Source organism: Lelliottia jeotgali, from assembly GCF_016771845.1.
Lineage (GTDB): Bacteria > Pseudomonadota > Gammaproteobacteria > Enterobacterales > Enterobacteriaceae > Enterobacter > Enterobacter jeotgali.
Window position 1 is genome coordinate 972,872 of sequence record NZ_JAENMQ010000001.1, and the last position, 24,920, is coordinate 997,791.

The 24,920-nt window shown below is 56.6% G+C and carries 21 protein-coding genes; 9 read left to right on the plus strand and 12 right to left on the minus strand.

Annotated features, from left to right (window positions below):
• Window positions 1-5 precede the first annotated feature (5 nt).
• The 5 genes from JBO43_RS04630 to JBO43_RS04650 all read left to right on the plus strand — a co-directional run bounded on the left by JBO43_RS04630 (window position 6) and on the right by JBO43_RS04650 (window position 4,652).
• Window positions 6-467: a hypothetical protein gene (locus tag JBO43_RS04630; RefSeq protein WP_095282636.1), complete on the plus strand. Its 462-nt coding sequence runs from the start codon at window positions 6-8 to the stop codon at window positions 465-467.
• A gap of 263 nt (window positions 468-730) precedes the next feature.
• On the plus strand, window positions 731-2,116 hold the full coding sequence (locus tag JBO43_RS04635; RefSeq protein ID WP_103946212.1) for a diaminobutyrate--2-oxoglutarate transaminase: 1,386 nt from the start codon (window positions 731-733) through the stop codon (window positions 2,114-2,116).
• A gap of 9 nt (window positions 2,117-2,125) precedes the next feature.
• Complete coding sequence (locus tag JBO43_RS04640) at window positions 2,126-3,592, plus strand: pyridoxal phosphate-dependent decarboxylase family protein (protein ID WP_095284326.1); 1,467 nt, start codon at window positions 2,126-2,128, stop codon at window positions 3,590-3,592.
• A gap of 297 nt (window positions 3,593-3,889) precedes the next feature.
• Complete coding sequence (locus JBO43_RS04645) at window positions 3,890-4,222, plus strand: RcnB family protein (RefSeq protein ID WP_095282638.1); 333 nt, start codon at window positions 3,890-3,892, stop codon at window positions 4,220-4,222.
• On the plus strand, window positions 4,164-4,652 hold the full coding sequence (locus JBO43_RS04650; protein ID WP_095282639.1) for a GNAT family N-acetyltransferase: 489 nt from the start codon (window positions 4,164-4,166) through the stop codon (window positions 4,650-4,652). Before JBO43_RS04645 ends, JBO43_RS04650 begins: the two co-directional genes overlap by 59 nt.
• A 145-nt stretch (window positions 4,653-4,797) precedes the next feature.
• Here the strand turns inward: JBO43_RS04650 and apbC are convergent, their stop codons facing one another.
• A complete protein-coding gene (gene apbC / locus JBO43_RS04655) occupies window positions 4,798-5,907 on the minus strand; it encodes an iron-sulfur cluster carrier protein ApbC (protein WP_095282640.1) in 1,110 nt (369 codons plus the stop codon).
• 136 nt (window positions 5,908-6,043) lie between these two features.
• Here apbC and metG point away from each other — a divergent pair, with 136 nt between their 5' ends.
• Entirely contained in the window at window positions 6,044-8,077 is a 2,034-nt protein-coding gene (gene metG / locus JBO43_RS04660; RefSeq protein ID WP_202673805.1) for a methionine--tRNA ligase, read from the plus strand.
• Window positions 8,078-8,190: 113 nt separating this feature from the next.
• Here metG and JBO43_RS04665 read toward each other — a convergent pair whose 3' ends face one another.
• The 3 genes from JBO43_RS04665 to JBO43_RS04675 are packed head-to-tail and all read right to left on the minus strand — an operon-like array spanning window position 8,191 to window position 11,115.
• Entirely contained in the window at window positions 8,191-8,667 is a 477-nt protein-coding gene (locus JBO43_RS04665; RefSeq protein WP_202673806.1) for a YehS family protein, read from the minus strand.
• Window positions 8,668-8,713: 46 nt separating this feature from the next.
• Window positions 8,714-9,433 (minus strand): two-component system response regulator BtsR, encoded by a 720-nt coding sequence (btsR, locus tag JBO43_RS04670; RefSeq protein ID WP_095282643.1) that lies wholly within the window; start codon window positions 9,431-9,433, stop codon window positions 8,714-8,716.
• A complete protein-coding gene (locus JBO43_RS04675) occupies window positions 9,427-11,115 on the minus strand; it encodes a sensor histidine kinase (protein WP_202673807.1) in 1,689 nt (562 codons plus the stop codon). Before JBO43_RS04675 ends, btsR begins: the two co-directional genes overlap by 7 nt.
• A gap of 219 nt (window positions 11,116-11,334) precedes the next feature.
• Here JBO43_RS04675 and mlrA point away from each other — a divergent pair, with 219 nt between their 5' ends.
• Both mlrA and JBO43_RS04685 read left to right on the plus strand, forming a co-directional pair.
• Window positions 11,335-12,063, plus strand: coding sequence for an HTH-type transcriptional regulator MlrA (gene mlrA / locus JBO43_RS04680; protein ID WP_095282645.1), 729 nt, complete (start codon window positions 11,335-11,337; stop codon window positions 12,061-12,063).
• 78 nt (window positions 12,064-12,141) lie between these two features.
• Window positions 12,142-12,255, plus strand: coding sequence for a protein YohO (locus JBO43_RS04685; RefSeq protein ID WP_015959724.1), 114 nt, complete (start codon window positions 12,142-12,144; stop codon window positions 12,253-12,255).
• Here the strand turns inward: JBO43_RS04685 and JBO43_RS04690 are convergent.
• The 8 genes from JBO43_RS04690 to bglX form a co-directional block, all read right to left on the minus strand.
• Window positions 12,230-12,967 (minus strand): ABC transporter permease, encoded by a 738-nt coding sequence (locus JBO43_RS04690; RefSeq protein ID WP_095282646.1) that lies wholly within the window; start codon window positions 12,965-12,967, stop codon window positions 12,230-12,232. The genes JBO43_RS04685 and JBO43_RS04690 overlap by 26 nt on opposite strands.
• The gene (locus JBO43_RS04695) at window positions 12,951-13,901 is read right to left on the minus strand and encodes an ABC transporter ATP-binding protein (protein ID WP_202673808.1); all 951 of its coding nucleotides are present in this window, start codon (window positions 13,899-13,901) and stop codon (window positions 12,951-12,953) included. Before JBO43_RS04695 ends, JBO43_RS04690 begins: the two co-directional genes overlap by 17 nt.
• Complete coding sequence (locus JBO43_RS04700; RefSeq protein WP_095282648.1) at window positions 13,894-15,051, minus strand: ABC transporter permease; 1,158 nt, start codon at window positions 15,049-15,051, stop codon at window positions 13,894-13,896. The genes JBO43_RS04695 and JBO43_RS04700 overlap by 8 nt, the downstream gene beginning before the upstream one ends.
• 12 nt (window positions 15,052-15,063) lie before the next feature.
• On the minus strand, window positions 15,064-15,981 hold the full coding sequence (gene osmF, locus JBO43_RS04705) for a glycine betaine ABC transporter substrate-binding protein OsmF (protein WP_202673809.1): 918 nt from the start codon (window positions 15,979-15,981) through the stop codon (window positions 15,064-15,066).
• Window positions 15,982-16,051: 70 nt separating this feature from the next.
• Window positions 16,052-17,287, minus strand: a complete 1,236-nt coding sequence (locus JBO43_RS04710; protein WP_202673810.1) for an MFS transporter — start codon at window positions 17,285-17,287, stop codon at window positions 16,052-16,054.
• A complete protein-coding gene (locus JBO43_RS04715; protein WP_103946222.1) occupies window positions 17,284-18,837 on the minus strand; it encodes an MFS transporter in 1,554 nt (517 codons plus the stop codon). The genes JBO43_RS04710 and JBO43_RS04715 overlap by 4 nt, the downstream gene beginning before the upstream one ends.
• Window positions 18,834-20,165, minus strand: a complete 1,332-nt coding sequence (locus tag JBO43_RS04720) for a glycoside hydrolase family 28 protein (RefSeq protein ID WP_202673811.1) — start codon at window positions 20,163-20,165, stop codon at window positions 18,834-18,836. Before JBO43_RS04720 ends, JBO43_RS04715 begins: the two co-directional genes overlap by 4 nt.
• 466 nt (window positions 20,166-20,631) lie before the next feature.
• The gene (gene bglX, locus JBO43_RS04725; RefSeq protein WP_202673812.1) at window positions 20,632-22,929 is read right to left on the minus strand and encodes a beta-glucosidase BglX; all 2,298 of its coding nucleotides are present in this window, start codon (window positions 22,927-22,929) and stop codon (window positions 20,632-20,634) included.
• Between the two features lie 188 nt (window positions 22,930-23,117).
• On the opposite strand from bglX, the gene dld reads away from it, so the two are divergent.
• A complete protein-coding gene (gene dld, locus JBO43_RS04730; protein WP_202673813.1) occupies window positions 23,118-24,884 on the plus strand; it encodes a D-lactate dehydrogenase in 1,767 nt (588 codons plus the stop codon).
• Window positions 24,885-24,920 lie beyond the last annotated feature (36 nt).

The window sequence follows — 24,920 nt, forward strand, 5'->3', positions numbered from 1 at the left end:
AATAAATGAAGAAGTTACTGATGATTGCCCTGGCGGTTTCCGCGCTTTCTGCCTGCACCTCCCCTGCTGAACGCATGGCGAAGTGTGAAGCGCAGGGCGTTAGCCGTGATACCTGTTATCTGGCGGAACAAAACCGCACCACGGCGATGAATGCCGTGGCCGAAAAACAGGCTATGGAGAATGCCGCTAACGCCGTGCAACACGCGCAAAGTGCCAAAGTGCAGGACCCGCTGCGTGAGGCGTCATTTACCGCCAATGGCATTAACGCCACGGTTAGTAACGGTTTTTTCACCGCGAAAATCAACGGTAAGAAAGCCGTCGTGAAACGTTTTAATGCGAATAGTTATGAAATCAAAGGGGCGGGATACGTTCTCTCGGTCACCCTCGATGATAACGGCATCACCGACGCGTCCTGGAACAGAACCCACGGTCGCGATCATGGTTTATTGCAGTTTACGCAGAAGTAATGTTAAGGCGGCTAACGTGCCGCCTTTTTTGTATCGCGCATGGTGAGGGGTTTGGACTGCGAAGCGGCAGATTTTTGCTATCAAAAACATCGAGTTATTGGCTACTCTTTAACCCCCCTCTTTTGTAACAAAACAGTAAACAAATTAACCATTGAGCCACGCGCCAAAAGGCTCTATATTGGCCGCGTTTTTTACTCGCTACATCCTTAACTAACTATTTATTCAATCGAGGCGCATAAGACTGCCCCGATTGTAGGAGTGATATGATGACGGATAAAGTCCGTATTGACACCGCAGATGCCCACAAAAGCAACGAAACCTATCTGGCCCGTCAGGCCGAGTTTGAATCGAACGTCAGGAGTTATCCTCGCAAGCTGCCTTTAGCTATCACTAAAGCAGACGGCGTGTGGATAACCGATGCAGATAATAAAGAATACCTTGACTGTCTTGCCGGCGCTGGCACCCTCGCGCTTGGCCATAACCATCCTGATGTGCTGAAAAGCATCCAAAATGTCATTACCAGCGGCTTGCCGTTACATACGCTCGATCTGACGACTCCGTTGAAAGACGAGTTCTCGGAATACCTGCTCTCCCTGCTGCCAGGCCAGGGCAAAGAATATTGCCTGCAGTTCACCGGCCCGTCCGGCGCAGATGCGGTAGAAGCCGCGCTGAAGCTGGCGAAAAAAGTCACCGGGCGCAGCAGCATCATTAGCTTCTCTGGCGGTTATCACGGGATGACCCACGGCGCGCTGTCCGTGACAGGTAACCTGTCACCGAAAGAAGCGGTCGATAACATGATGCCAGAAGTGCAGTTCATGCCGTATCCGCACCAGTACCGTTGCCCGCTGGGTATCGGCGGTGACGCGGGCGTGAAAGCGCTGACTTACTACTTCGATAACCTGATCAACGACGTCGAAAGCGGCGTGCGTAAACCTGCGGCAGTGATTTTAGAAGCGGTTCAGGGCGAAGGCGGCGTGAACCCGGCTCCGGCTGAGTGGCTGCAGCGCATTCGTAAAGTGACTCAGGAACACGGCATTCTGCTGATTCTTGATGAAGTTCAGGCTGGATTCTGCCGTACCGGCAAACAGTTCGCCTTCGAACACGCAGGCATCGAGCCGGACATCATCGTGATGTCTAAAGCCGTCGGTGGCGGTTTACCGCTGGCCGTCCTCGGTATCAAAAAACAGTTCGATGCCTGGGCTCCGGGACATCACACCGGCACTTTCCGTGGCAACCAGCTCGCAATGGCGACCGGCCTGACCACGCTGAAAATTTTGAAAGAGCAGAATATCGCTGACAAAGTCGCCGCTCAGGGTGAATGGCTGAAAGGCCAGCTGGCAGAGCTGCAGAAACGTTATCCGGTGATCGGCCACGTGCGCGGCCTGGGCCTGATGATCGGTATCGAGATCGTGAAACCGCACGAAGCGCCAGACCACATGGGCTGCTTCCCGGGTGATGGCGAATTGTCTGCCCTGATCCAGAAGAAATGCTTCGAAGCGGGCCTGATTCTGGAGCGCGGTGGTCGTGATGGCGTGGTTCTGCGTCTGCTGCCGTCCCTGCTGATCAACGAGCAGGAACTGAACGTGTTCCTGGATAAATTTGAGCAGGCGCTGCTTGCTGCGGGCGTTCGCCCCGTTTCACCGGAGTAAGTGAAAACGATGTCTGATGTAAACCCAATTCTGTCGTCGTCGGCGCAAAGCATCGAGGCCTATCAGCAGGCCATCGAGCAGAGTTCTCAGGCGGTGATGCAATGGCTGCAACAGTCTGAGATGTATCAGGGGAAAACCGTCGCCGAATTGCGCGATAACATTTCTCTGAACTTCGGTCAGAAAGGCCTCGGCAACGAAGCGGCGATTGCCCGCGCGGTCGAGTACTTCCTGAAAGACAGTCTGTCGGTTCACCACCCGCAGTGCGTGGCGCACCTGCACTGCCCGAGCCTGGTGGTAAGCCAGGCGGCGGAAGTATTGATCAACGCCACCAACCAGAGCATGGACTCCTGGGATCAAAGCCCGTCAGCGACCATTATTGAAATGAAGTTGATCGACTGGCTGCGTACCCGCGTGGGCTATCAGGCCGGTGATGCGGGCGTGTTCACCAGCGGTGGCACTCAGAGCAACCTGATGGGGCTGATGCTGGCACGTGACGCGTTCTTCGCGCGTCAGGGCCACTCTATCCAGCAGGACGGCCTGATTGGCGATCTGCGTAAGATCCGCGTGCTGTGTTCTGAAAATGCACACTTCTCGGTGCAGAAGAACATGGCGCTGCTCGGTCTGGGCTACCAGTCGGTCATTCAGGTGAAAACCGACGAATGTTCGCGCATGGACCTGAACGATCTGGCGGCAAAAATTGCCCAGTGCAATGCCAATGGTGAGCAGATTCTGGCGATTGTTGCCACCGCCGGGACTACCGACGCAGGCGCTATCGATCCGCTGCGTGCTATCGCTGAGATGGCCGCAGAACAGCAGATTTGGGTGCACGTGGATGCGGCCTGGGGCGGCGCGCTGCTGATGTCCGATAAATATCGCGACTATCTGGACGGCATCGAGCTGGTGGATTCCATCACGCTGGACTTCCACAAGCAGTTCTTCCAGACCATCAGCTGTGGTGCATTCCTGCTGAAAGAAGAGCGTCATTACGAGCTGATGCGCTACCAGGCGGCATACCTGAACTCCGAGTTTGACGAAGAAGCGGGTGTACCGAACCTGGTCTCCAAATCACTGCAGACCACGCGCCGTTTCGACGCGCTGAAGCTGTGGATGAGCCTGGAAGCCTTGGGTCAGGAGCAGTACGCGGCGATCATCGACAACGGCGTAACGCTGGCGCAGGATGTGGCGGAGTACGTACAAACTCAGGATAACCTTGAGCTGGTCATGCAGCCTCAGCTGGCGAGCGTGCTGTTCCGCTTCCGTCCTAACGCTGAGCTGAACGAGGCTACCATCGCGTTGCTGAACCAGAAAATTGGTGACGCCCTGCTCGATTCCGGTCGTGCGAACGTCGGTGTGACTGAGCACAACGGCGTGACTTGTCTGAAGCTGACGCTGTTGAATCCAACGGTGACGCTGGATGATGTGAAAGTCCTGCTGTCATTGGTCGAACGCACGGCGCACGAAATTCTGGCGAAGTAACTTTCGTTTACCCCCGCACCGCCTGGTGCGGGGGTAATGTTCGTTTTGTTCTTCCTCTTTATCTTCCCTCAAAATCCCCCTTTTTCTCCGCCACCGCGCCAACGCAATAAAGCGTGTCCACGCTAAAATTCGGATTATTCATTTACCCCTCGTGTCAGTAACGCCTGGGCAAAGCTGTTCAGATTTGTTACATTTTTTTTCAAACATCTGCGGCGGTGATACCTAAAATGGGACGCTTGCTGCGCTGTGATACCACAGCGGGCTGAGGTATCAGCAAAAGGGTTAACTGGAGAAAAAATGGCTAAGAGTAAATTACTGCTTCTGGGTGTGTTGATGTCACTGGCGGGTGCCGTATATGCCGCTCCGCAACCGGCCGCTGCGCCTTCCGGCATTCAGGCTTACGAAGAACAAGAGTTCATTGCCGATTTCACAAAATTCAAAATTGGCGACACGGCCCCGGCGATGTATCAAACGCCTGAGTACATCATTAAGCAATTTCAGCTGCGTAATCTGCCTGCGCCTGACGCGGGAACGCACTGGACTTACATGGGCGAGAACTATGTCCTGATTAATGATACTGACGGGAAAATTCTCAAAGCGTACAACGGGGATATTTTCTATCACCGCTGATCCCATCACCGTCAGACTGTGGCAGGAAAGCGATCGGCCTTTCCTGCGTACCCTCTTTTTACAGGCCCGTCGTAAAGCGTGGCCGTGGCTGGATAGCGCCGACTGGAAGCTTGAGGATTTCGACGCAGCCACGCGCGACGAGCAGATCTGGGTGGCGATGCAAAATGGTCATCGCGTCGGGTTTGCTTCGGTCTGGAGCAACGATAATTTTCTGCATAATCTGTTTGTCGACCCGCAGTATCAGGGCGGTGGCGCAGGGAGCCTGATGCTGGAACACGTACAACAAAGGTTCACCAGTACAGGATCGCTTAAGTGTCTGGTCAGAAATGAGCGGGCGGTGGCGTTTTACCAGCGGCACGGCTGGCATATCGAAGCGACGGGGGATTCTCCGGACGGAGAGTATTACCTGATGCATTACCGGTTGCGGTAATGATGCGGGTTCCGTGCGGTCTTGCGCCCGGCGGCGCTTCGCTTGCGCGGGCCTACGGGTTTGGTGCGGTCTGGCTGCGCTGCGGGGCTACGGGTTTTGTAGGCCGGGTAAGGCGAAGCCGCCACCCGGCACAACAATCTAAAAATTAAACCGCACGAAACGCGATCTCGCTCGGAATCACTTCACCCTGCCAGTACAGCTGCGCAGCCACGCGCCCTGCCAGCTGACGGTACATTCCCGCAAACTCACTCTCAGGACGGCTCACCACGGTCGGTTTACCGCTGTCGAGATCTTCACGCAGCGTAATGTGCAGCGGCATTTGCCCCAGCAGTTGGGTGTGATATTGCGCGGCCAGTTTCTCTGCGCCACCGGTGCCGAAGATCGGCTCATGGTGCCCGCAGTTGCTACAGATATGCACGCTCATGTTCTCGACCACGCCGAGAACCGGCACTTCCACTTTCTCGAACATCACGATGCCTTTTTTGGCGTCAATCAGCGCGATATCCTGCGGCGTCGTCACAACGACTGCACCCGTCACCGGGATGTTTTGCGCCAGCGTCAGCTGAATATCCCCCGTACCCGGCGGCATATCCAGAACCAGATAATCGAGATCTGGCCACATGGTCTCCTGCAGCATTTGCAACAGCGCCTTACTGGCCATCGGGCCACGCCAGACCATCGCGTTATCGTCTGTTACCAGATAACCAATCGAATTGGTCGCCAGGCCATAGGCCATAATTGGCGCCATGTGGGTGCCATCCGGTGACGTAGGACGCTGATTTTCCGCACCCAGCATGTTCGGGATCGACGGGCCGTAAATATCCGCATCCAGAATACCGACTTTGGCCCCTTCGGCGGCCAGCGCCAGCGCCAGGTTCACGGCAGTGGAGGATTTCCCCACGCCGCCTTTGCCGGAGCTGATGGCAATAATGTTCTTCACGCCGTTGACGCCCGGCTGATTTTTCACACGCTTGAGCGTGGCGATGGTGTGCGTCAGCTTCCAGTCAATCGCCTTCGCCCCGGTGATGCGCAGCAAGTCAGAGCTGCACTGCTCTTTCAGGGTTTCGAAGGCGCTGGCCCAGACGAAAGGCATTTGCAATTCGACGTGCAGCGTATCATCCAGCCACGCGACGTGGTGCAGCGCTTTCAGCGCGGTGAGATTGTGCTTCAGGGTTGGATGCTGAAAATTAGCCAGCGTCCCGGCGACCATTGCTCGTAAGGCTTCCGGCGATTTGGCCTGGGATTGAGAACTCATCCCGACTCCTTTGTTCTTGTGAATAAGACCTTAGTTGAACAAGTTTACCTGAAAGGCCGTGGTTTGTGCTTACTTAATAATGACCCTTTTGGTACTATCAAAAACCCTTTTTACTGTAAAAGAAGTAATGCCCACTATGACTCAAGTCGCGAAAAAAATTCTGGTAACGTGCGCCCTGCCGTACGCAAACGGCTCAATCCACCTCGGCCACATGCTGGAGCATATCCAGGCTGATGTCTGGGTCCGTTACCAGCGAATGCGCGGCCACCAGGTAAACTTCATCTGCGCGGACGATGCTCACGGCACGCCAATCATGCTGAAAGCACAGCAATTGGGCGTCTCCCCGGAGCAGATGATTACCGAAATGAGTCAGGAGCATCAGACCGATTTTGCTGGCTTTGACATCAGCTATGACAACTACCACTCGACGCACAGCGACGAGAACCGCGAGCTGTCAGAGCTAATCTACACCCGTCTGAAAGAGAACGGTTTTATCAAAAACCGCACCATCTCTCAGCTGTACGATCCGGAAAAAGGCATGTTCCTGCCGGACCGTTTTGTGAAAGGCACCTGTCCGAAATGTAAATCCCCGGACCAGTACGGCGATAACTGCGAAGTGTGCGGCGCAACCTACAGCCCGACCGAGCTTATCGAGCCGAAGTCCGTGGTCTCCGGTGCGACCCCAGTGATGCGTGATTCTGAACACTTCTTCTTCGATCTGCCGTCGTTTAGCGAAATGCTGCAGGCGTGGACCCGCAGCGGTGCGTTGCAGGAGCAAGTGGCAAACAAGATGCAGGAGTGGTTCGAATCCGGTCTGCAGCAGTGGGATATCTCCCGCGATGCGCCGTACTTCGGCTTCGAAATTCCTGACGCACCGGGCAAATATTTCTACGTCTGGCTGGACGCACCAATCGGCTACATGGGCTCGTTCAAGAACCTGTGCGACAAGCGTGGCGACACAACAAGCTTTGAAGAGTTCTGGAAAAAAGATTCCAGCGCTGAGCTGTATCACTTCATCGGTAAAGACATCGTTTATTTCCACAGCCTGTTCTGGCCAGCGATGCTGGAAGGCAGCGGTTTCCGCAAGCCAACCAACCTGTTCGTGCACGGCTACGTAACGGTGAACGGCGCGAAGATGTCCAAATCACGCGGGACCTTCATCAAAGCCAGCACCTGGCTGAACCATTTCGACGCTGACAGCCTGCGCTACTACTACACCGCGAAGCTCTCTTCGCGCATCGACGATATCGACCTGAACCTGGAAGATTTCGTGCAGCGCGTGAACGCAGACATCGTCAATAAAGTGGTGAACCTGGCGTCGCGTAACGCAGGATTTATCGCCAAGCGTTTCGACGGCGTGATGGCGGCTGAACTGGCTGACCCGGCTCTGTACAAAACCTTCACCGACGCGGCAGCGACCATCGGCGAAGCGTGGGAAGCGCGTGAGTTCGGTAAAGCGGTGCGCGAAATCATGGCCCTGGCCGACCTGGCTAACCGCTATGTTGACGAACAGGCTCCGTGGGTAGTTGCGAAGCAGGAAGGCCGCGATGCGGATCTGCAGGCAATCTGCTCAATGGGCATCAACCTGTTCCGCGTGCTGATGACCTACCTGAAGCCGGTACTGCCGCAGCTGACCGAACGTGCTGAAGCGTTCCTGAATACCGAACTGACCTGGGATGCAATCCAGCTGCCGCTTCTCGGCCATAAAGTGAATACCTTCAAAGCGCTGTATAACCGCATTGAGATGAAACAGGTTGAAGCTCTGGTTGAAGCGTCGAAAGAAGAAGTGAAAGCGGCCGCTGCGCCAGTAACTGGCCCGCTGGCAGACGATCCGATTCAGGAAACTATCACCTTTGATGATTTCGCTAAGGTCGACCTGCGCGTTGCGCTGATTGAAAACGCGGAATTCGTGGAAGGCTCCGACAAGCTCCTGCGTCTGACGCTGGATCTGGGCGGTGAGAAGCGTAACGTCTTCTCCGGCATTCGTTCTGCGTATCCGGACCCGCAGGTGCTGATTGGTCGCCAGACGGTGATGGTCGCTAACCTTGCGCCGCGCAAAATGCGCTTCGGTATCTCGGAAGGGATGGTGATGGCCGCAGGCCCTGGCGGGAAAGACATCTTCTTGTTAAGCCCTGACGAAGGCGCGAAGCCGGGTCAGCAGGTGAAATAAACGAAAAAGCCGGAGATTATCTCCGGCTTTTTTTTGCCTATTTTGCCGGGTGGCGGCTTCGCCTTACCCGACCTACTAAACCCGTAGCCCGTGCAGGCGCAGCGTCGCCGGGCTTAGGCAGACGGCTTCGCGCCATGCACCCGATGGGTCAGCCCGCGCAGGAAATAACGCATAAACTGGTCGCCGCACTCGCGGAAATTCTTATGATCCGGCGCACGCATCATGGCGGTGATTTCCGGCATCGACACGCGGAATTTCTGCTCGGTCATGATCGCCATTACGTCGTCGGATTTCAGCGAAAACGCGATACGCAGCTTCTTCAGCACGATGTTGTTATTCACGCGACGCTCAGGTGACAGCACCGGCGCAGACTCGTCTTTGCCGCGCTTATCGTAGATCAGCCCGTTCAGGAACGAAGACAGAATGATGTCCGGGCAGCGAACGAAGCCCTCTTCGTCCTCTTTGGTTATCCAGCTGGCAATATTCGCCGGGGTCGTCTCGACCTCCGCCAGCGCCAGAATACGAACCAGATCGTTATTGTTGGATTTCAGGATGTAGCGCACGCTGCGCAGAATATCGTTACTTAACATAGAGCCTTCAACTGTCGGTGATGCGATGGGGCGCAGTGTACCAGTTTTACAACCCAATCGCCTCTTTCAGGGTTTTCAGATAGCGCCGACTCACCGGCACCGTCTGCCCCGCGCGCAACACCAGTTCCGCCTGGCCGTTCTCTTCCAGACGAATCTCCTTCAGATGCGCCATGTTCACCAGATACTGGCGATGGCAGCGGATCAGCGGCGTGCGGCTCTCCAGCGTGCGCAAGGTCAGCTCCGTAAAGCCCTCTTTGCCTTCGGAGCTTGTAACAAACACCCCGCTCATGCGACTGCTGACAAACGCCACATCGTCCATCTGCAACAGGTAAATACGACTGTGTCCGGTGCAGGGGATAAATTTCAGCGCCTGCTGATGCTCCGGCAGGAGCGTCACGTCCTGCGCGGTACGCTCCTGGCGCAAGCGGTTAAGGGTTTTCTCCAGTCGCTTCTCTTCGATCGGTTTCAGCAGATAGTCGAAAGCATGTTCTTCAAAAGCTTTGACCGCATACTCATCAAATGCGGTCAGAAAAACGATGTACGGACGATGCTCTGGATCGAGCATTCCGACCATTTCCAGACCGCTGATGCGCGGCATCTGGATATCGAGAAACAGCACGTCGGGGCGCAATTTATGCACCGCGCCAATGGCTTCGATGGCGTTGGCGCACTCACCCGCGATTTCAATGTCGCTCTGTTCTTGTAACAGAACCCGCAGGTTTTCCCGCGCTAACGGCTCATCATCGACAATCAGCACGCTTAACATGCGTTTTCCTCCAGCGGCAATCGTAAGGTAATACGGGTAAAACTGTCCGGCTCGCAGTTTACGGTAATGCCGCAATCATCGCCAAAGTGCGCGCGCAGACGTTTGTCGACCAGGCTCATTCCCAGCCCGCCTGACTCAGCGCCAGGCAGGTAAAGCCCGGCGTTGTCTTCAATGTCCAGCACCAGATGATGATTAAACTGGCTGGCGGAGATACGAATCTCGCCGGTCCCCAGCAGCTGCGAGGTGCCGTGTTTGATGGCATTTTCCACAATTGGCTGTAGGGTAAATGCCGGAAGATGCTGATGGGCCAACGCGTCCGGGACGAACAACGACACCTGCAAACGCGACTGGAACCGGGCTTTCTCAATTTGCAGATAGGCATTCACATGTTCAATCTCATCGGCCAGGGTCACAATTTCTGAAGGGCGCTTCAGATTCTTGCGGAAAAAGGTCGACAGAAATTGCACCAGCTGGGTCGCCTGTTCACTGTCGTGGCGGATTACCGCCTTGAGTGTATTCAGGGCATTAAACAGAAAATGCGGATTCACCTGAGCGTGCAGCAGCTTGATTTCTGACTGAGTCAGAAGCGCTTTTTGCCGCTCGTACTGCCCCGCCAGGATCTGCGCCGAAAGCAGCTGGGCAATCCCCTCTCCCAGCGTACGGTTGATGGAGCTGAACAGTCGGTTTTTGGCTTCATACAATTTGATGGTGCCCATCACCCGCTGATTCTCACCGCGCAGAGGAATCACCAGCGTCGAACCCAGCTTGCACTGCGGGTGCAGCGAACAACGGTACGGCACTTCATTTCCGTCGGCGTACACCACTTCGCCGGTTTCAATGGCCCGTAGCGTATAGGCTGAAGATATCGGTTTGCCCGGTAGGTGGTGGTCGTCGCCGGTGCCGGTAAAGGCCAGCAGCCTTTCACGGTCGGTGATCGCCACCGCGCCAATGTCCAGCTCCTGATACAACACCTGCGCCACTTTCATGCTGTTCTCTTCGTTAAAGCCCTGGCGCAGAATACCCTCCGTCGAGGCCGCCACCTTTAACGCCGTCGACGAAAACGCCGAGGTATATTTCTCAAACATCGCACGTTTATCTAACAGGATGCGCATGAACAGCGCCGCGCCGACGGTATTGGTCACCATCATCGGGGCAGCGATGCTGCTTACAAGATGCAAAGCATCTTCAAACGGGCGGGCGATAAGCAGAATAATCAGCATCTGCGCCAGCTCCGCCACCAGCGTAATTGCTCCGGCGGTCAGCGGGCTAAAGACTTTATCCGGGCGACCACGCTTGATCATATAGCTGTGGACAAGGCCGCCGAGCAGCCCTTCGACGATCGTCGAGATCATACAGCTGAGCGCGGTCATGCCGCCCATCGAATAGCGGTGCAATCCGCCCGTCAGCCCGACTAATCCCCCCACCACCGGGCCGCCGAGCAGCCCGCCCATCACCGCCCCGATGGCGCGTGTGTTGGCAATCGAGTCTTCAATGTGCAGGCCAAAATAGGTGCCAAGAATGCAGAAAATCGAGAAGGTGACGTAGCAGAGGAGCTTGTGCGGCAGGCGAACGGTGACCTGCATCAGGGGAATGAACAGCCGCGTTTTGCTCATCAGCCACGCGATGACCAGGAAAACGCACATCTGCTGAAGCAGCAGCAACACCAGATTAAATTCGTACATGACTGCAAACCGCACTGTCTAAAAACGCGTAACATACACTGATACACATTAACTTTCTTTGAAGCATTCCAAAAAAGCTGCAATTCGTGCCCGTCATCACATCCTTTAGCGGTACAACTTCCACCCTTCGCATTATTTGTTCAAAAAACGGTCGATTCTTCCTGGTTCGCGAATCAGCGTCTACAGTTATTCTGGGGATGCGCAAGCCAGGGGGCGAACATGGCGCTTTACACGATAGGTGAAGTGGCACTGCTTTGTGATATCAATCCTGTGACGCTGCGAGCATGGCAGCGGCGGTATGAGCTGCTAAAACCGCAGCGAACGGACGGAGGACATCGTCTGTTTAACGAAGCGGATATCGACCGGATCCGCGAGATCAAAAGCTGGATCGATAACGGCGTTCAGGTCAGCAAGGTCAAATCGTTGTTATGTGAACACGATGCCGATAGTCTGGCCGAGTGGCGTGAACATCAGGAAACACTGCTCCGGCTGCTACAGGCCGGTAACTTTCAGCGTCTGCGAACCTGGATCAAGGAGCAGGGCCGGGGTTATCCCGCCCAGACGTTAATCACACATCTGTTTATACCGCTTCGTCGCCGTCTTTCTCAGCAACCGGCACTGCAGGCGCTGCTGAGCATGCTCGATGGGATGTTGATCAATTACATTTCCGTGTGCCTGTCGACGGCACGCAAGAAGAGCGGAAAGGACGCCCTGGTGGTCGGCTGGAATGTTCACGACACCACCCGCTTATGGCTCGAAGCCTGGATAGCCACGCAGCAAGGCTGGCGTGTAGACGTGCTGGCGCATTCATTAGCTCAGCTTCGCCCGGAGCTTTTCGAAGGGCAAACCCTGCTGGTCTGGTGCGGAGATATCCCCACTGCCGCCCAACAGCAGTCGCTGAATGAATGGCGCGAACACGGCTATCCCGTCATTACCCTCGGCCCGTAAATGTCTTAACGGCATTTAATGGTTCATTAACAGGTGTGCTTCACCGTATAATTGGGCGGTTAACAAAAGGAGCACATTATGAAGGCAACCAAAGTGGCCGCAATCACCCTCTTCGCTTTAATGGCCATCAGTGGCATTGGCGGCGTTATGCTCGCCGGCTACTCATTTATCGTGCGTGGCGGTGTCGGCTGAGATACTGCGCCAGCCGTTCAAACCCGCGATCGACTACAATCGCTGCCAGCGCAACCAGCACCGCACCTTGCACAATATAGGCTGAGTTAAATCCGCTTAATCCGATGATGATCGGCGTGCCCAGGGTGTTCGCCCCGACCGTTGACGCAATGGTCGCCGTGCCGATATTGATGATCACCGACGTGCGCACCCCAGCCAGAATCACCGGTGCCGCCAGCGGCAACTCCACTTTTCGCAGACGTTGCCCCGCACTCATGCCCATTCCTTCCGCCACGCTTGTCGCCGCCGCAGGCACAGCCGTCAATCCGGCCAGCGTCGCCTGCAAAATCGGCAACACGCCGTATAAAATCAACGCAATAATCGCCGGTTCCTGACCAAAGCCAATCACCGGTACTGCAATCGCCAGCACCGCCACCGGGGGAAATGTCTGTCCAATTGCAGCAATCGTCTCCACCAGCGGGCGAAACTCACGGCCCATAGGTCGCGTCACTGCAATCCCGGCCCCAACGCCGATCACAATCGCGATGGCGCTCGAAACGCCCACCAGCCAGAAATGGGCCAGCGTCAGGCTGATAAAACTCTCCTGCAAATAAACGGGGCGCGGCAATCCGGGGAACAACGCGCTAAACAGCCCACCGCTGTAAGGCATTAGCCATAATAGCGCGACGAACAGCAGCACCAGCCACAGGAGCGGATCACGTAGCCATTTCATGTGCCACCTCTCCCGCCAGTAAATCCCGAAAATGCAGCGTTCCACACGGAAAGCCTTGCTCATCCACCACCGGCAACACTTCGCACTGACGGGCGACAAACGCCGACAGCGCATCGCGCAGGCTCATCCGTGCCTGAAGCGGCTCCCCAGTGACAGCGCCATCCTGCGGGCGCAGATACTCACCAACGGTGCGCAGAGACAGCAGCCGCACGCCCAGTTCACTGCGGCCAAAGAATTCGCGTACAAAGTCCGTCGCAGGACGCGTTAACAGCTCCAGCGGCGTGCCCTGTTGCACCACTTCCCCGCTGTCCATCAAAACCAGACGATCGGCGAGGCGCAGGGCTTCGTCGATATCGTGCGTCACCAGAATAATCGTGCGCCCGAGAATGCGGTGGATGCGGGTCATCTCCGTTTGCAGCGCGCTGCGGGTCACCGGGTCCAGCGCGCCAAAGGGTTCATCCATCAGCAGTACTTCAGGATTGGCAGCTAAGGCACGCGCCACCCCGACCCGCTGCTGTTGCCCACCGGACAGCTGATGCGGATAGCGCTCGCGAAGCGATGGCTCCAGCCCCAGCAGCGCCATCAGCTCATCCACCCGGTCGGCCACTTTTTGCCGCGACCATTTTTGCAGTTGCGGCACGGTTGCAATGTTTTGCGCCACCGTCCAGTGCGGAAACAGGCCAATCGACTGAATGGCGTAGCCCATCCGGCGGCGCAGCTCCAGCACTGGCAGGCTGCGGATCTCCTCCCCGGCAAAGCGAATCAGCCCGCTGTCGTGTTCCACCAGCCGGTTGATCATCTTCAGGGTGGTCGATTTCCCTGAACCGGAGGTGCCGATCAGCACCGAAAACGCCCCTTCTTCAAAGCGCAGATTCAGGTTTTTTACCGCCGTCTGCCCGGCAAATTCTTTGCTCACATCGTGAAATTCAATCATTATTTTTCCCCTTCAGCAGGGCCAGCCACAGGGCAAAGAGTGCGTCCACTACCACCGCCAGTGCAATGGTCGGAATGACGCCGAGTAACACCAAATCCAGCGCGCTGCTGAGCAAGCCCTGGAACACCAGCGCCCCGAAGCCACCGGCCCCAATCAGCGCGGCTATCACCGCCATCCCGACAGTTTGCACCGCAACCACGCGCAGGCTGCGCAGCAGAAGCGGTAGCGCCAGCGGAAGCTGGATTTTCCAGAATCGCTGGCTGGCGCTCATCCCCATCGCGCTGGCGCTTTCCAGCACATCGGGCGACACCTGGCTCAATCCGGCAACCACCCCGCGCGCCAGCGGCAGTAATGCATACAGCACCAGTGCAATCAGCGCAGGGGTTAGCCCGGTCCCCGCGATTCCGATGGCGGCAAGCGCGGGAAAAGATTTGACCAGGCCTGCGAGCGGTGCAATCAGCAGACCGAAAAGGGCCACGGACGGGATGGTCTGGATCACGTTCAGCACCGTAAATACCGGCCCCTGGCGTTTAGGATGACGGTAGCACCACAGGCCGATCGGCACGCCGATGAGCAGCGCCGGAACCAGTGTGCCAAACAGGATGGTCAGATGCTGCAACAGCGCATCGTTAAACACTTCCTGACGGTTGGCGTACTCTTTCAGCAGCGAAAGGGTGTTCAGTTCACCGCTGAACAGCAGCGCCAGCGGCAAAATCCAGATCTGCGCATTCAGCAGCCAGCGCCACACCGGGCGCGTCGTCAGACGGCGGATCGCATCGCTACAGGCCAGCAGGCATAGCGCCATCCACAGCCACAAACCGCTGCCTGTCGAGGTACGCGCTAGCGGAGTGTCGGCTGTGGCAAGATGATTCGCCGCCAGTCCGGCGCTCCAGGCCAGCAGCACAAAAAGCAGTTCGCAAACTATCAGCGTGAGAATGAGCGGCACGCGCCCGGCGCAAAAAGACAGCACGGTAACGCATACCAGAGAGAGCGCCAGCAGGAAGGGCGAAACCGCCCACACCTGCCAGACTGAAAGCCCCTCGCCGGACATCAGCCGGTTCGGTGCAAAATTGACGAACGGAAGCGCGCACGCTGCCAGCCCGACAAACGCGAGCAGCAGCAGTACGCGGTTATGACATGTTTTTGGCAAAGCGTTGTCCTGTTACTTCACGAGTCTTTTTTGCTTCAGGAAATCTGCCGCCACTTTTTTGGCATCCAGCCCTTCCACCGCAATACTCGCATTCAGCTGTTGCAGGGTTTTCTCATCGAGTTTTTCAAATACCGGTTTCAGCCACTCGCCGATGTGCGGATATTCTTTCAGCACCGCCTCACGTACTACCGGCGTCGGGGCATAGATAGGCTGCACGCCTTTCGGATCGGTCAGGGTTTGCAGACCCAGCGCCGCCACCGGGCCGTCGGTGCCGTAGGCCATTGCCGCATTCACGCCCGACGTTTGCTGCGCGGCGGCTTTGATGGTCACCGCCGTATCGCCGCCCGCAAGAGACAGCAGTTGCTTCTGGTCGAGTTTGAAATCATAGGCTTTTTCAAAGGCCGGAAGCGCATCCGGGCGTTCGATAAATTCCGCCGAGGCTGCCAGTTTGAAATCGCCCTTGTCTTTCAGATAGCGGCTGAGATCGTCGAGCGACGTCAGCTTGCCTTTCTCGGCGATGTCTTTACGAACCGCAATGGTCCAGGTGTTGTTGGCGGGCGCAGGCGTCAGCCAGATCAGTTTGTTCTGTTCGGCATCGAGTTTTTTCACCTTCTCGTAGCCCGCGCTGGCGTTTTTCCACGCCGCGTCGTTTTCATCTTTGAAGAAGAAAGCCCCATTACCGGTGTATTCCGGATAGATATCCAGCTCACCAGAGGTAATCGCCCCGCGAACCACTGGCGTGGTGCCAAGCTGCACTTTATTGACGGTCTTCACGCCGTGGCTTTCAAGCACTTGCAGGATAATATTGCCCAGCAACGCCCCTTCCGTATCAATCTTAGACCCCACCTTTACCGGCTCTGCCGCCTGTAAAGGCAAGCTCAGCGCCGCCAGTAACGCCGCTGAACCCCATATCCCCTTTGCGATTGTCATTCCACTTTCCTCATTAATTTGCCGCCTTTATCAGGGGCTTGAGAGAAAAGCGTAGACTAAAATCGGAAAATCATCCTTCTTCTGGCAACCGGAGCGGAACCGTCAGCAAACTGGCGGCAAAATAGAGCACCGCAATCACCCACAGCGTCCCCTCCACGCCAAAAGGTGACACGCACAGCGTCACAATCAGCGGGCCAACAAAATTGCTCAGCCCCGATCCGAGATTCAGGCACGAGATGGCTGCGCCTTTGTTCTCCGGTAGCAGCGACGGGATCAGCGCGCTCAACGGGCCAAAGGCTCCCAGCCCGATGGCGTACAGGGCCAGGGCCAGAAACAGCGCCGTTTCGCTGTCACCGAACAGTACCGGGGCGTAGCACACCGCCAGCATCGCCAGGCCGCACAGGGAGCCAGAGAACCAGACCACCGTGTTACGCCAGCCGATGGTGTCGCCCAGCCAGCCGAAGAAGTAGTTAGCAAAGATGTTGAGCACATTCACCAGCCCCCAGACGGTGAGCCACTCGGCGATGCTAAACCCGAAACGCGGGAGGTAAACCGGCATCAGGATCACCAGCGAAAACTTGCCGATATCGTTGATGGTTTTGACGATCACCGCCAGACGCATTTTCGGCTCGCGCACCAGCACCAGAATTCCCTCGGCAAAGGCCGCGCCGAGATGGCCTTCGCGCTGCCAGGTCGGGCGATCGCGATTGAGCACCAGCGCGCAGAATGCGCCTGCTGCAACAAACGCAAATCCGCTCAGCAGCGTGGAGGTTTCGCCAATTCGCGGCAGCATCAGGCTGGAGTACCACGGTCCAACGATGGTCATCCCCACGCCGAACGCTATCCAGAACCACGACACCGCGCGCCCAAGAATGCCCGGCTCGCAGCGCTGGTTAATCCACACCAGAAACGAGTACGCAAACAGCGGATACGCCACGCCGCGCAGGGCGTAGCTCGCGACCATCAAGGGATAATTCCCGTGCGGCAGCGCGTAGCCGATAAACGGAATCGAACCGATGAAGTAAATCAGCGTCGCGGCCCACATCAGGCGGCGCAGACCGAGCACGCCCGCGCCAATCCCGGAGAACCACGATACCGCCGCGACGCACAAACCAAACACCGACGACAGCAGGCTGATGTGTACCGCATCAAAACCCCGGTGCTGTAGCATCGATGCCAGCCAACTCTGCTCGATGGTGGCCCCGGTGATAAACAGAAAAATCCCGACAAAACCCCAGCACAATTCCCTGGGCAACCCCAGCCTGGCCCACAGGCCCTGCTGGATAAAAAGTCCTTGTTCCGTCATGCCATTTTGTCTCGCAGCGTGCGTGCATTCATGCGTTTACGATTCATATATCCGACGCTGTTTTCTCCCCAGCAGTGGTCGTACGGCATCCCGGTCAGGCTTTCGATCACCGCTTTGTTCTCCGCGCTGACCGTCGCCTTGCTGCCGCCCTGCTTCAGGCGCGCCACTTCTTCGTTGAGAATCGCGTGGGTGCGGCTGTTCACTTTGAACTGGAAGGCCGACCAGATCCCCCACAGCGTCAAAATGACCGGCAGCACAATCATGATCACCAGAATCATGTTGATGGCCGACTGCGGCTGTGCGCTTTGTCCGGAGACGAAACCGGATATTTGCAGTGCCACGCCGACGAGGAAAATCGACAGCGCCTGCGAGGCTTTCCGCAGCAGGCTCATAAAGCCCGCGAAGATCCCTTCCCGACGGCGGCAGGTGAGAATTTCATCCACGTCCGCAACAAAGGTGTAGTTGTTCCACGGAATAGCGTAGATACCGCCACGCGCCAGCCCAGCCACTGCTGCACCGACGTACAGCAGCGTCATCCCGCTGGTCCCGCTGAAGTACGCCGAGACAAACAGGGCAAAGGCCACCAGCGCCATCGTGGCCTGGGTAGCAAACGCGCGTGACGGGGAGTAGCGCAACGTCAGCCAGGTCGCGATGCCCACGCCGAAGAATTGCAGGCCATTGACCACGCCGAGCAGGTTAGAAGCCATCACCGACGAGGTCATCAGGGCGAAAACCACAAAGTAGGTAAAGACTGAGTTGAAAATATCCTGCGCCACCGAGCCACCGAGATACATCCCCAGATGCGAACGGAACGTTTTGATTTTTAACGTCGAAACGAAATCGTAATAGATATGGTACGCGCGGGTGGCGAACGGCTCTTTCTCTTCGTCCTCGTCGTGTTGCTCATTTTGCTGGATCTCTTCCAGCGAGCGTTCCCAGGTGCCGAAGTAAACGAAGAACAGCACGATCATAAAGGAGACGGTAAAAATCGCCCCGGTGTAGAAGAACGAATCGGACGAGTCAGGGCCAAAGTACGCCACCAGACGCCCCGGCAGAAACGCCGCCGCAAAGCCCGCGAGCTGGGCGATGTACATGCGTGCGCTGGTCAGTTTTGAGCGCTTTTTGAAATCCGACGTCATCTCCGCTGACAGGGTGTCGTACGGGATGATGATCATGGTGTAGACAATTTCAAACAGGATGTAGAACAGCAGGTACATCCAGTAGTTGAAGCCTTCTACCCATAACAGGCTGTAGACCGATACCAGCGGAATACTGGCTAACAGGAAGAAACGGCGACGGCCAAACCGACGCCCTAAACGCGTTTTGTGGAAGTTATCGGAAACGTAGCCAATCACCGGACACATGATCACGTCGACAATTCTCGCCACCGCAAACAGCGAGCCCGCCTGGATTGGCGTCAGGCCGCAAAAGGTGGTTAAGAAAAACAGCAGCCACGCACTGACTAGCGTAAAGGCCCCGGAACCGATCACATCCGCCAGACCGTAGCAGACGTAGTTCCGCAGTTTGATTTCCCGCACTTTTTTGATCATTTTGAACTCCGGATATTCTCTGGGTCCCAGCCCGTCGGCAGCGGCGTTGGGCGCGTAATGGTGATGGCATGAAGATGCAACCCGTCGACGCCGTGCGCGTAAATAGCAGGCAGGCCGTGCGGGTACATTTCCACACCGTGGGCGCGCCCGGTTTGTAGATTCACCAGATAGGCGTTATCCAGCCCCATTCCAGTTGGACGCTCCGGGTTACACGGCGGGCGAACGTCGTAGTAGCCTTGCTCGTCGGATACGGCGAGTTGCTGATTGAAGGTCAGACCGTTAAAGGTGATATCGCGGATCGCACCCGACGTTTCGCTGTGCAGATTAATCGCCCCCTCACCCACACCGTTCAGGCTGGCGAAGACAATCTGGCTGATATCGCCCGGCGTAACGTCCGGCGCGCGGTGGCGCACGGAGATAAACACCGGATCGGCTTTCCCCCAGTGACACGGATTGGCGTGGCGGCAGTCGAAAATGATGTTGCTGAAGCTCATGTGGCTGAAATGGCCGCCGTCGCGGGAGACCAGGCCGATACCGCGGTTGGATTCAAAGATCACGCAGTTGCTGACCGCCAGATGGGTGATGTCGGCGAAGGTTTCGGTCCCGACTTTAATCGCGCAGCTTTTGGAGCGAATGATGCAGTTGTTCACTGTAACGTTATAAATCGGCTGCTGTAGCTCCGGCGTTTTAGCGGTGGTTTTCAGGCAGATGCCGTCATCGGCAGCGCTAAAATAGCTGTCGCTAATGTGGACATGCTGACAGCTGTCGATATCCAGCGCGTCGGTATTCGCCAGCGTCAGATCATTATCAATGCTGATATTGCGGATAAACACGTGGTTACAGCTCACCAGATGGGCGGTCCACATCGGCGAGTCGTACAGGGTGATATCGGTGATGCGTACCTGATCGCACCCTTCCAGCACCAGCAGGCGCGGACGCTGCTCTTTCGGCTGGCGATAGCCCTGAGAATCCGCCTGTGCTTCAAACCAGGCTGTGGCGTTGCCGTCGATACAGCCCGCACCGCTCAGCGTCACGTTGCGCGCATCGCGGGCGTAGATCAGCGCCATGCGAGACAGCTCGGCCATGCTTTGCGTTTCGGCGGCGTGGTAATCGCGCGCATTCTGGCTGGCCAGCAGCCGTGCACCCGCCTCAAGATGTAGGGTGAAATTCGACGGCAGCACCAGCGTACCAGTGAGGTAAATTCCCGGCGTGACCACCAGCGTGCCGCCTCCGGCTGCGGCAAGTTGGTCAATTAGGCTTTGGAGGGTGGACGTCACCGGCGTCTGGCCGCTGCGATCGAGGGAGACATTTTCTAATGAGAGTTTCATGTGAATACCTGTCTGCTGTGATGTGACAGGGATTAAACGGGTTTTCTGCGCCGGGTAAGTGGCATGTTTAGCGGGGTTTTGTGGGAAGAGTGAAGAGAGTCACGCCTGCCCGACGCGGCAGGTTGCGCATTTGATCTTGTTCACGTTTTCATCGGTGAGGGAAAAATGAAGTGTGAATGGGGTCACGTTTGGCGGGTGGCTGAGGGGGTGAAAAGTGCGTTTCGGTGAGATTTTGGGATGAGAGGGAGGAATGTTGCGGGGTGGGTCACAGATTGGGCGGGGAGTGAGGGATTGGGGGTTGTGCGGCTTGATGCCCTCACCCCGGCCCTCTCCCACTGGGAGAGGGAGAATTAAGTCCCCTCACCTTCGAGGGAGAGGGCGAATTTAGTCCTCTCTCCCTCGAGGGATAAAACCAGCTCAGTGCGGTTCCCTCTCCCTTAGGGAGAGGGTGAGGGGGAAACCACCACTACAACAGCTCGAACTCGCCCTTATTCACCCGCGCAGAATCTACGCCGATAAAGACGTTGAACTTGCCCGCTTCCGCATCATATTTCATTTGCTGATTCCAGAACTTCAGCGCATCGACGTCAATCGGGAAGCTCACGGTTTTGGTTTCACCCGGCTTCAGGTCAACCTTCTCAAAGCCGCGCAGCTGTTTCACCGGACGGCTCATGGACGCGGTGACATCCTGAACGTACATCTGAATCACCGTTGCGCCTTCGCGTTTACCGGTGTTGGTCACGTCCACGCTGGCGGTCACTTTGCCGTCACGTTTCATCGTTGGCGTAGACATTTTCACGTCCGACACCTTGAAGGTGGTGTAGCTCAGACCATAACCGAACGGATACAGTGGGCCGTTAGCTTCGTCGAAGTAGCGCGAGGTGTATTTGTTCGGCTTATCCGCGTTATACGGACGACCGGTGTTCAGGTGGCTGTAATAGACCGGAATCTGACCAACGGAACGCGGGAAGGACATCGGCAGTTTGCCCGATGGGTTGTAATCGCCAAACAGCACGTCGGCGATGGCGTTACCGCCTTCAGTTCCGGCGAACCAGGTTTCCAGCAGCGCGTCTGCCTGCTGATCCTCTTTCACCAGCGCCAGTGGACGACCGTTCATCAGCACCAGCACCAGCGGTTTACCGGTCGCTTTCAGGGCGCTAATCAGGTCACGCTGGCTCTGCGGAATGTTGATGTCGGTACGGCTCGACGCTTCGTGCGCCATACCCTGCGCTTCGCCGACAACCGCCACGACCACATCAGACTGTTTCGCCGCATTGACCGCTTCGTCGATCATCTCTTGAGGAGAGCGCGGATCGACTTTCACCGCCTCTTCGTACTGGTTCAGGAAGGTAACGATATCTTTGTCGTTGGTGACGTTCGCCCCTTTGGCGTACACCACGTTGCCGTTTTCACCCAGCGCGTTTTTAATACCGGTCAGCACGGTAATGGACTGATCGGCGACACCCGCTGCGGACCAGCTGCCCATCACGTCGCGTTTGCTATCAGCCAGCGGGCCGACCACAGCGACAGTGCCAGATTTTTTCAGCGGCAGGGTTTCGAGGCGGTTTTTCAGCAGTACCAGGCTTTCGCGCGCCACTTCACGGGCATCTTTACGATGCAGGCGGCTTTCGGCGTTGGTATCAACCGGGTCAGAATCTTTCGGCCCTAAGTGGCTATACGGATCGTTAAACAGCCCCATGTCGTATTTTACGTTCAGCACGTGACGGGTGGCGTCATCCAGCTCCGCCATCGTGACTTTGCCGGTTTTCACCAGGTCTGGCAGGTATTTGCTGTAGTACTCGTCGCTCATGCTCATGTTGATCCCGGCTTTGAGCGCCACGCGCACCGCGTCTTCCGGATCGGAGGCGGTACCGTGTTTAATCAGCTCTTTAATCGCGCCGTGATCGGAAACGGTAATACCCTTAAAGCCCCACTGGTCGCGCAGGACATCTTTCAGCAGCCAGGAATCGGAGGTCGCCGGGGTGCCGTTGAGGGAGTTCAGGGCCACCATCACCGCGCCGCTGCCCGCGTCCAGCCCGGCTTTGTACGGCGGCATGTAGTCGTTGAACAGGCGCTGCGGACTCATATCGACGGTGTTGTACTCTTTCCCGCCCTCCACTGCGCCGTAGGCAGCGAAGTGTTTAACGCTGGTCATCACTGAATAGCGATCCGCCGGGCTTTTACCCTGCATCGCTTCAACCATCGTTTTGCCGAGAGTGGCGGTTAAATAGGTGTCTTCCCCGAAGCCTTCGGACGCACGGCCCCAGCGCGGATCGCGCGAGACATCGACCATCGGTGCCCAGGTCATGTTCAGACCGTCGTCGGCGGCTTCATAGGCGGAAATGCGCCCCACGGTTCTGACCGCATCGAGGTTAAAGGACGAGGCCAACCCCAGGCTTATCGGGAAGACGGTACGCTGGCCGTGCACCACGTCGTAGGCGAAGAAGAGAGGAATTTTCAGGCGGCTGAGCTGCATCACCTGGTCCTGCATTTTACGGATATCTTCGCGGGTGACGGTGTTGAAAATCGCCCCGACCTGGCTCTCTTTGATCATCTCACGGATCGCCTCTTTCGGGTTATCCGGGCCGACGCTTATCAAACGCAGCTGGCCGATTTTTTCGTCGACCGTCATTTTGGTCAGCAAGTCGGTAACGAAGGCGTCACGGGCTTCCGGGGTTAACGGGTGGTTGCCAAACAGATCTTCAGCCAGCGCGGGTTGCAGCGCCAGGCTTACTGCGACAGCTACAGAACAAAGCCATTTCATGTTGTTGTACTCTCTCATCATCAACCGCCGGAAAACTCGGCCAGACCGTGCGAAAAGCGCAGTGTGCCACAAACCCTTTAAACGTTGCAGGGTTATTCTCTGATTTTTCTCATGAATACTTGTTCGCTTAACAGTTAATCGCGCTATGCTTTACAGCGAGAAATTTGCCCCACCACAAGGAGTGGAAGATGACGTCTGTTCGCACACAAAATAACAACACTTTCATTAACGAACTGTCTCGCCTGGTTGGTCACTCTCACCTGCTGACTGACCCGGAAAAAACCGCCCGCTATCGCAAGGGCTTCCGTTCTGGTCAGGGCGAAGCGCTGGCGGTGGTGTTCCCCGGCACGCTGCTGGAACTGTGGCGCGTCCTCAGCGCCTGCGTCGCCGCCGACAAAATTATTCTGATGCAGGCGGCGAATACCGGCCTGACGGAAGGCTCAACGCCGAACGGCAATGATTACGACCGGGATATCGTCATTATCAGTACCCTGCGCCTCGATAAACTGCATCTGCTGGATAAAGGCGAGCAGGTGCTGGCGTATCCTGGCACCACGCTATATTCACTGGAAAAAGCGCTCAAGCCTTTCGGTCGTGAGCCGCATTCGGTGATTGGTTCCTCCTGTATTGGCGCGTCGGTGGTTGGCGGGATCTGCAATAATTCCGGCGGTTCGCTGGTGCAGCGCGGCCCGGCGTATACCGAAATGTCGCTGTTTGCGCGTATTGATGAAAACGGCAAGCTCCAGCTGGTGAACCATCTGGGGATCAATCTTGGCGTCACGCCGGAGCAGATCCTCAGCAAGCTCGACGACGAGCGTGTCAACGACGCCGACGTGCAACACGATGGCCGTCACGCCCACGATCATGATTACGTTGAACGCGTGCGTGATATCGAGGCCGATACCCCAGCGCGCTATAACGCTGACCCGGATCGTCTGTTTGAATCCTCCGGCTGCGCGGGCAAACTGGCGGTGTTTGCCGTACGCCTCGACACTTTCCCGGCAGAGAAAAATCAGCAGGTCTTTTATATCGGCACCAACCAGCCGGACGTGCTGACCGAAATCCGTCGCCATATTTTAGGTGAGTTCAAGAATCTGCCGGTGGCGGGCGAGTATATGCATCGCGATATTTACGATATCGCCGAGCGCTACGGAAAAGACACGTTCCTGATGATCGACAAGCTCGGCACCGACAAAATGCCGTTCTTCTTCACCATGAAAGGCCGCGCCGACGCGATGCTCGGTAAAGTGTCGCTGTTCAAACCGCACTTCACCGACCGCTTTATGCAGAAGCTCGGCACCGCCTTCCCGGCGCATCTGCCGCCGCGCATGAAAAGCTGGCGCGATAAGTACGAACATCACCTGCTGCTGAAGATGTCGGGCGATGGAATTACCGAAGCGCAGACCTGGCTAGCAGATTACTTTAAAACTGCCGAAGGCGATTTCTTCGCCTGTACGCCGGAAGAAGGCAGCAAGGCGTTCTTACACCGCTTTGCCGCGGCGGGCGCAGCGATTCGCTACCAGGCGGTTCACGCCGACGAAGTGGAAGATATTCTGGCGCTGGACATCGCCCTGCGTCGTAACGACACCGAATGGTTTGAACATCTGCCGCCGGAAATCGACAGCAAGCTGGTGCATAAACTCTATTATGGCCACTTTATGTGTCACGTTTTCCACCAGGATTACATTGTCAAAAAAGGCGTGGACGCGCATGGGCTGAAAGAACAGATGCTGGAACTGTTGCGCGCGCGCGGGGCGCAATACCCGGCGGAACACAACGTGGGGCATCTGTATGAAGCCCCTGAGACGCTTAAACATTTTTATCGCGAGAATGACCCAACCAATAGCATGAATCCCGGCATTGGTAAGACCACAAAGCACAAATACTGGAAAGAGGCGTCAGATGCAGAGCATGGCGAGACGCAAGCTGCTGATCAAAGAGTAAAGCCCCATTGAAACTGTTGTTAAGCTCTTAACAATCGTACTAGAGTA

What these genes read in the sequence shown, in the direction of transcription:
- apbC (WP_095282640.1), bottom strand. Translation starts at nt 5,907, where the DNA reads ATGAGTTCTCAATCCCAGGCCAAATCGCCGGAAGCCTTACGAGCAATG.
- JBO43_RS04630 (WP_095282636.1), top strand. Translation starts at nt 6, where the DNA reads ATGAAGAAGTTACTGATGATTGCCCTGGCGGTTTCCGCGCTTTCTGCC.
- JBO43_RS04665 (WP_202673806.1), bottom strand. Translation starts at nt 8,667, where the DNA reads ATGTTAAGTAACGATATTCTGCGCAGCGTGCGCTACATCCTGAAATCC.
- dld (WP_202673813.1), top strand. Translation starts at nt 23,118, where the DNA reads ATGACGTCTGTTCGCACACAAAATAACAACACTTTCATTAACGAACTG.
- JBO43_RS04715 (WP_103946222.1), bottom strand. Translation starts at nt 18,837, where the DNA reads ATGATCAAAAAAGTGCGGGAAATCAAACTGCGGAACTACGTCTGCTAC.
- btsR (WP_095282643.1), bottom strand. Translation starts at nt 9,433, where the DNA reads ATGTTAAGCGTGCTGATTGTCGATGATGAGCCGTTAGCGCGGGAAAAC.
- JBO43_RS04635 (WP_103946212.1), top strand. Translation starts at nt 731, where the DNA reads ATGATGACGGATAAAGTCCGTATTGACACCGCAGATGCCCACAAAAGC.
- JBO43_RS04685 (WP_015959724.1), top strand. Translation starts at nt 12,142, where the DNA reads ATGAAGGCAACCAAAGTGGCCGCAATCACCCTCTTCGCTTTAATGGCC.
- JBO43_RS04695 (WP_202673808.1), bottom strand. Translation starts at nt 13,901, where the DNA reads ATGATTGAATTTCACGATGTGAGCAAAGAATTTGCCGGGCAGACGGCG.
- metG (WP_202673805.1), top strand. Translation starts at nt 6,044, where the DNA reads ATGACTCAAGTCGCGAAAAAAATTCTGGTAACGTGCGCCCTGCCGTAC.
- JBO43_RS04720 (WP_202673811.1), bottom strand. Translation starts at nt 20,165, where the DNA reads ATGAAACTCTCATTAGAAAATGTCTCCCTCGATCGCAGCGGCCAGACG.
- JBO43_RS04640 (WP_095284326.1), top strand. Translation starts at nt 2,126, where the DNA reads ATGTCTGATGTAAACCCAATTCTGTCGTCGTCGGCGCAAAGCATCGAG.
- JBO43_RS04645 (WP_095282638.1), top strand. Translation starts at nt 3,890, where the DNA reads ATGGCTAAGAGTAAATTACTGCTTCTGGGTGTGTTGATGTCACTGGCG.
- JBO43_RS04650 (WP_095282639.1), top strand. Translation starts at nt 4,164, where the DNA reads ATGATACTGACGGGAAAATTCTCAAAGCGTACAACGGGGATATTTTCT.
- JBO43_RS04675 (WP_202673807.1), bottom strand. Translation starts at nt 11,115, where the DNA reads ATGTACGAATTTAATCTGGTGTTGCTGCTGCTTCAGCAGATGTGCGTT.
- JBO43_RS04710 (WP_202673810.1), bottom strand. Translation starts at nt 17,287, where the DNA reads ATGACGGAACAAGGACTTTTTATCCAGCAGGGCCTGTGGGCCAGGCTG.
- osmF (WP_202673809.1), bottom strand. Translation starts at nt 15,981, where the DNA reads ATGACAATCGCAAAGGGGATATGGGGTTCAGCGGCGTTACTGGCGGCG.
- JBO43_RS04690 (WP_095282646.1), bottom strand. Translation starts at nt 12,967, where the DNA reads ATGAAATGGCTACGTGATCCGCTCCTGTGGCTGGTGCTGCTGTTCGTC.
- bglX (WP_202673812.1), bottom strand. Translation starts at nt 22,929, where the DNA reads ATGAAATGGCTTTGTTCTGTAGCTGTCGCAGTAAGCCTGGCGCTGCAA.
- mlrA (WP_095282645.1), top strand. Translation starts at nt 11,335, where the DNA reads ATGGCGCTTTACACGATAGGTGAAGTGGCACTGCTTTGTGATATCAAT.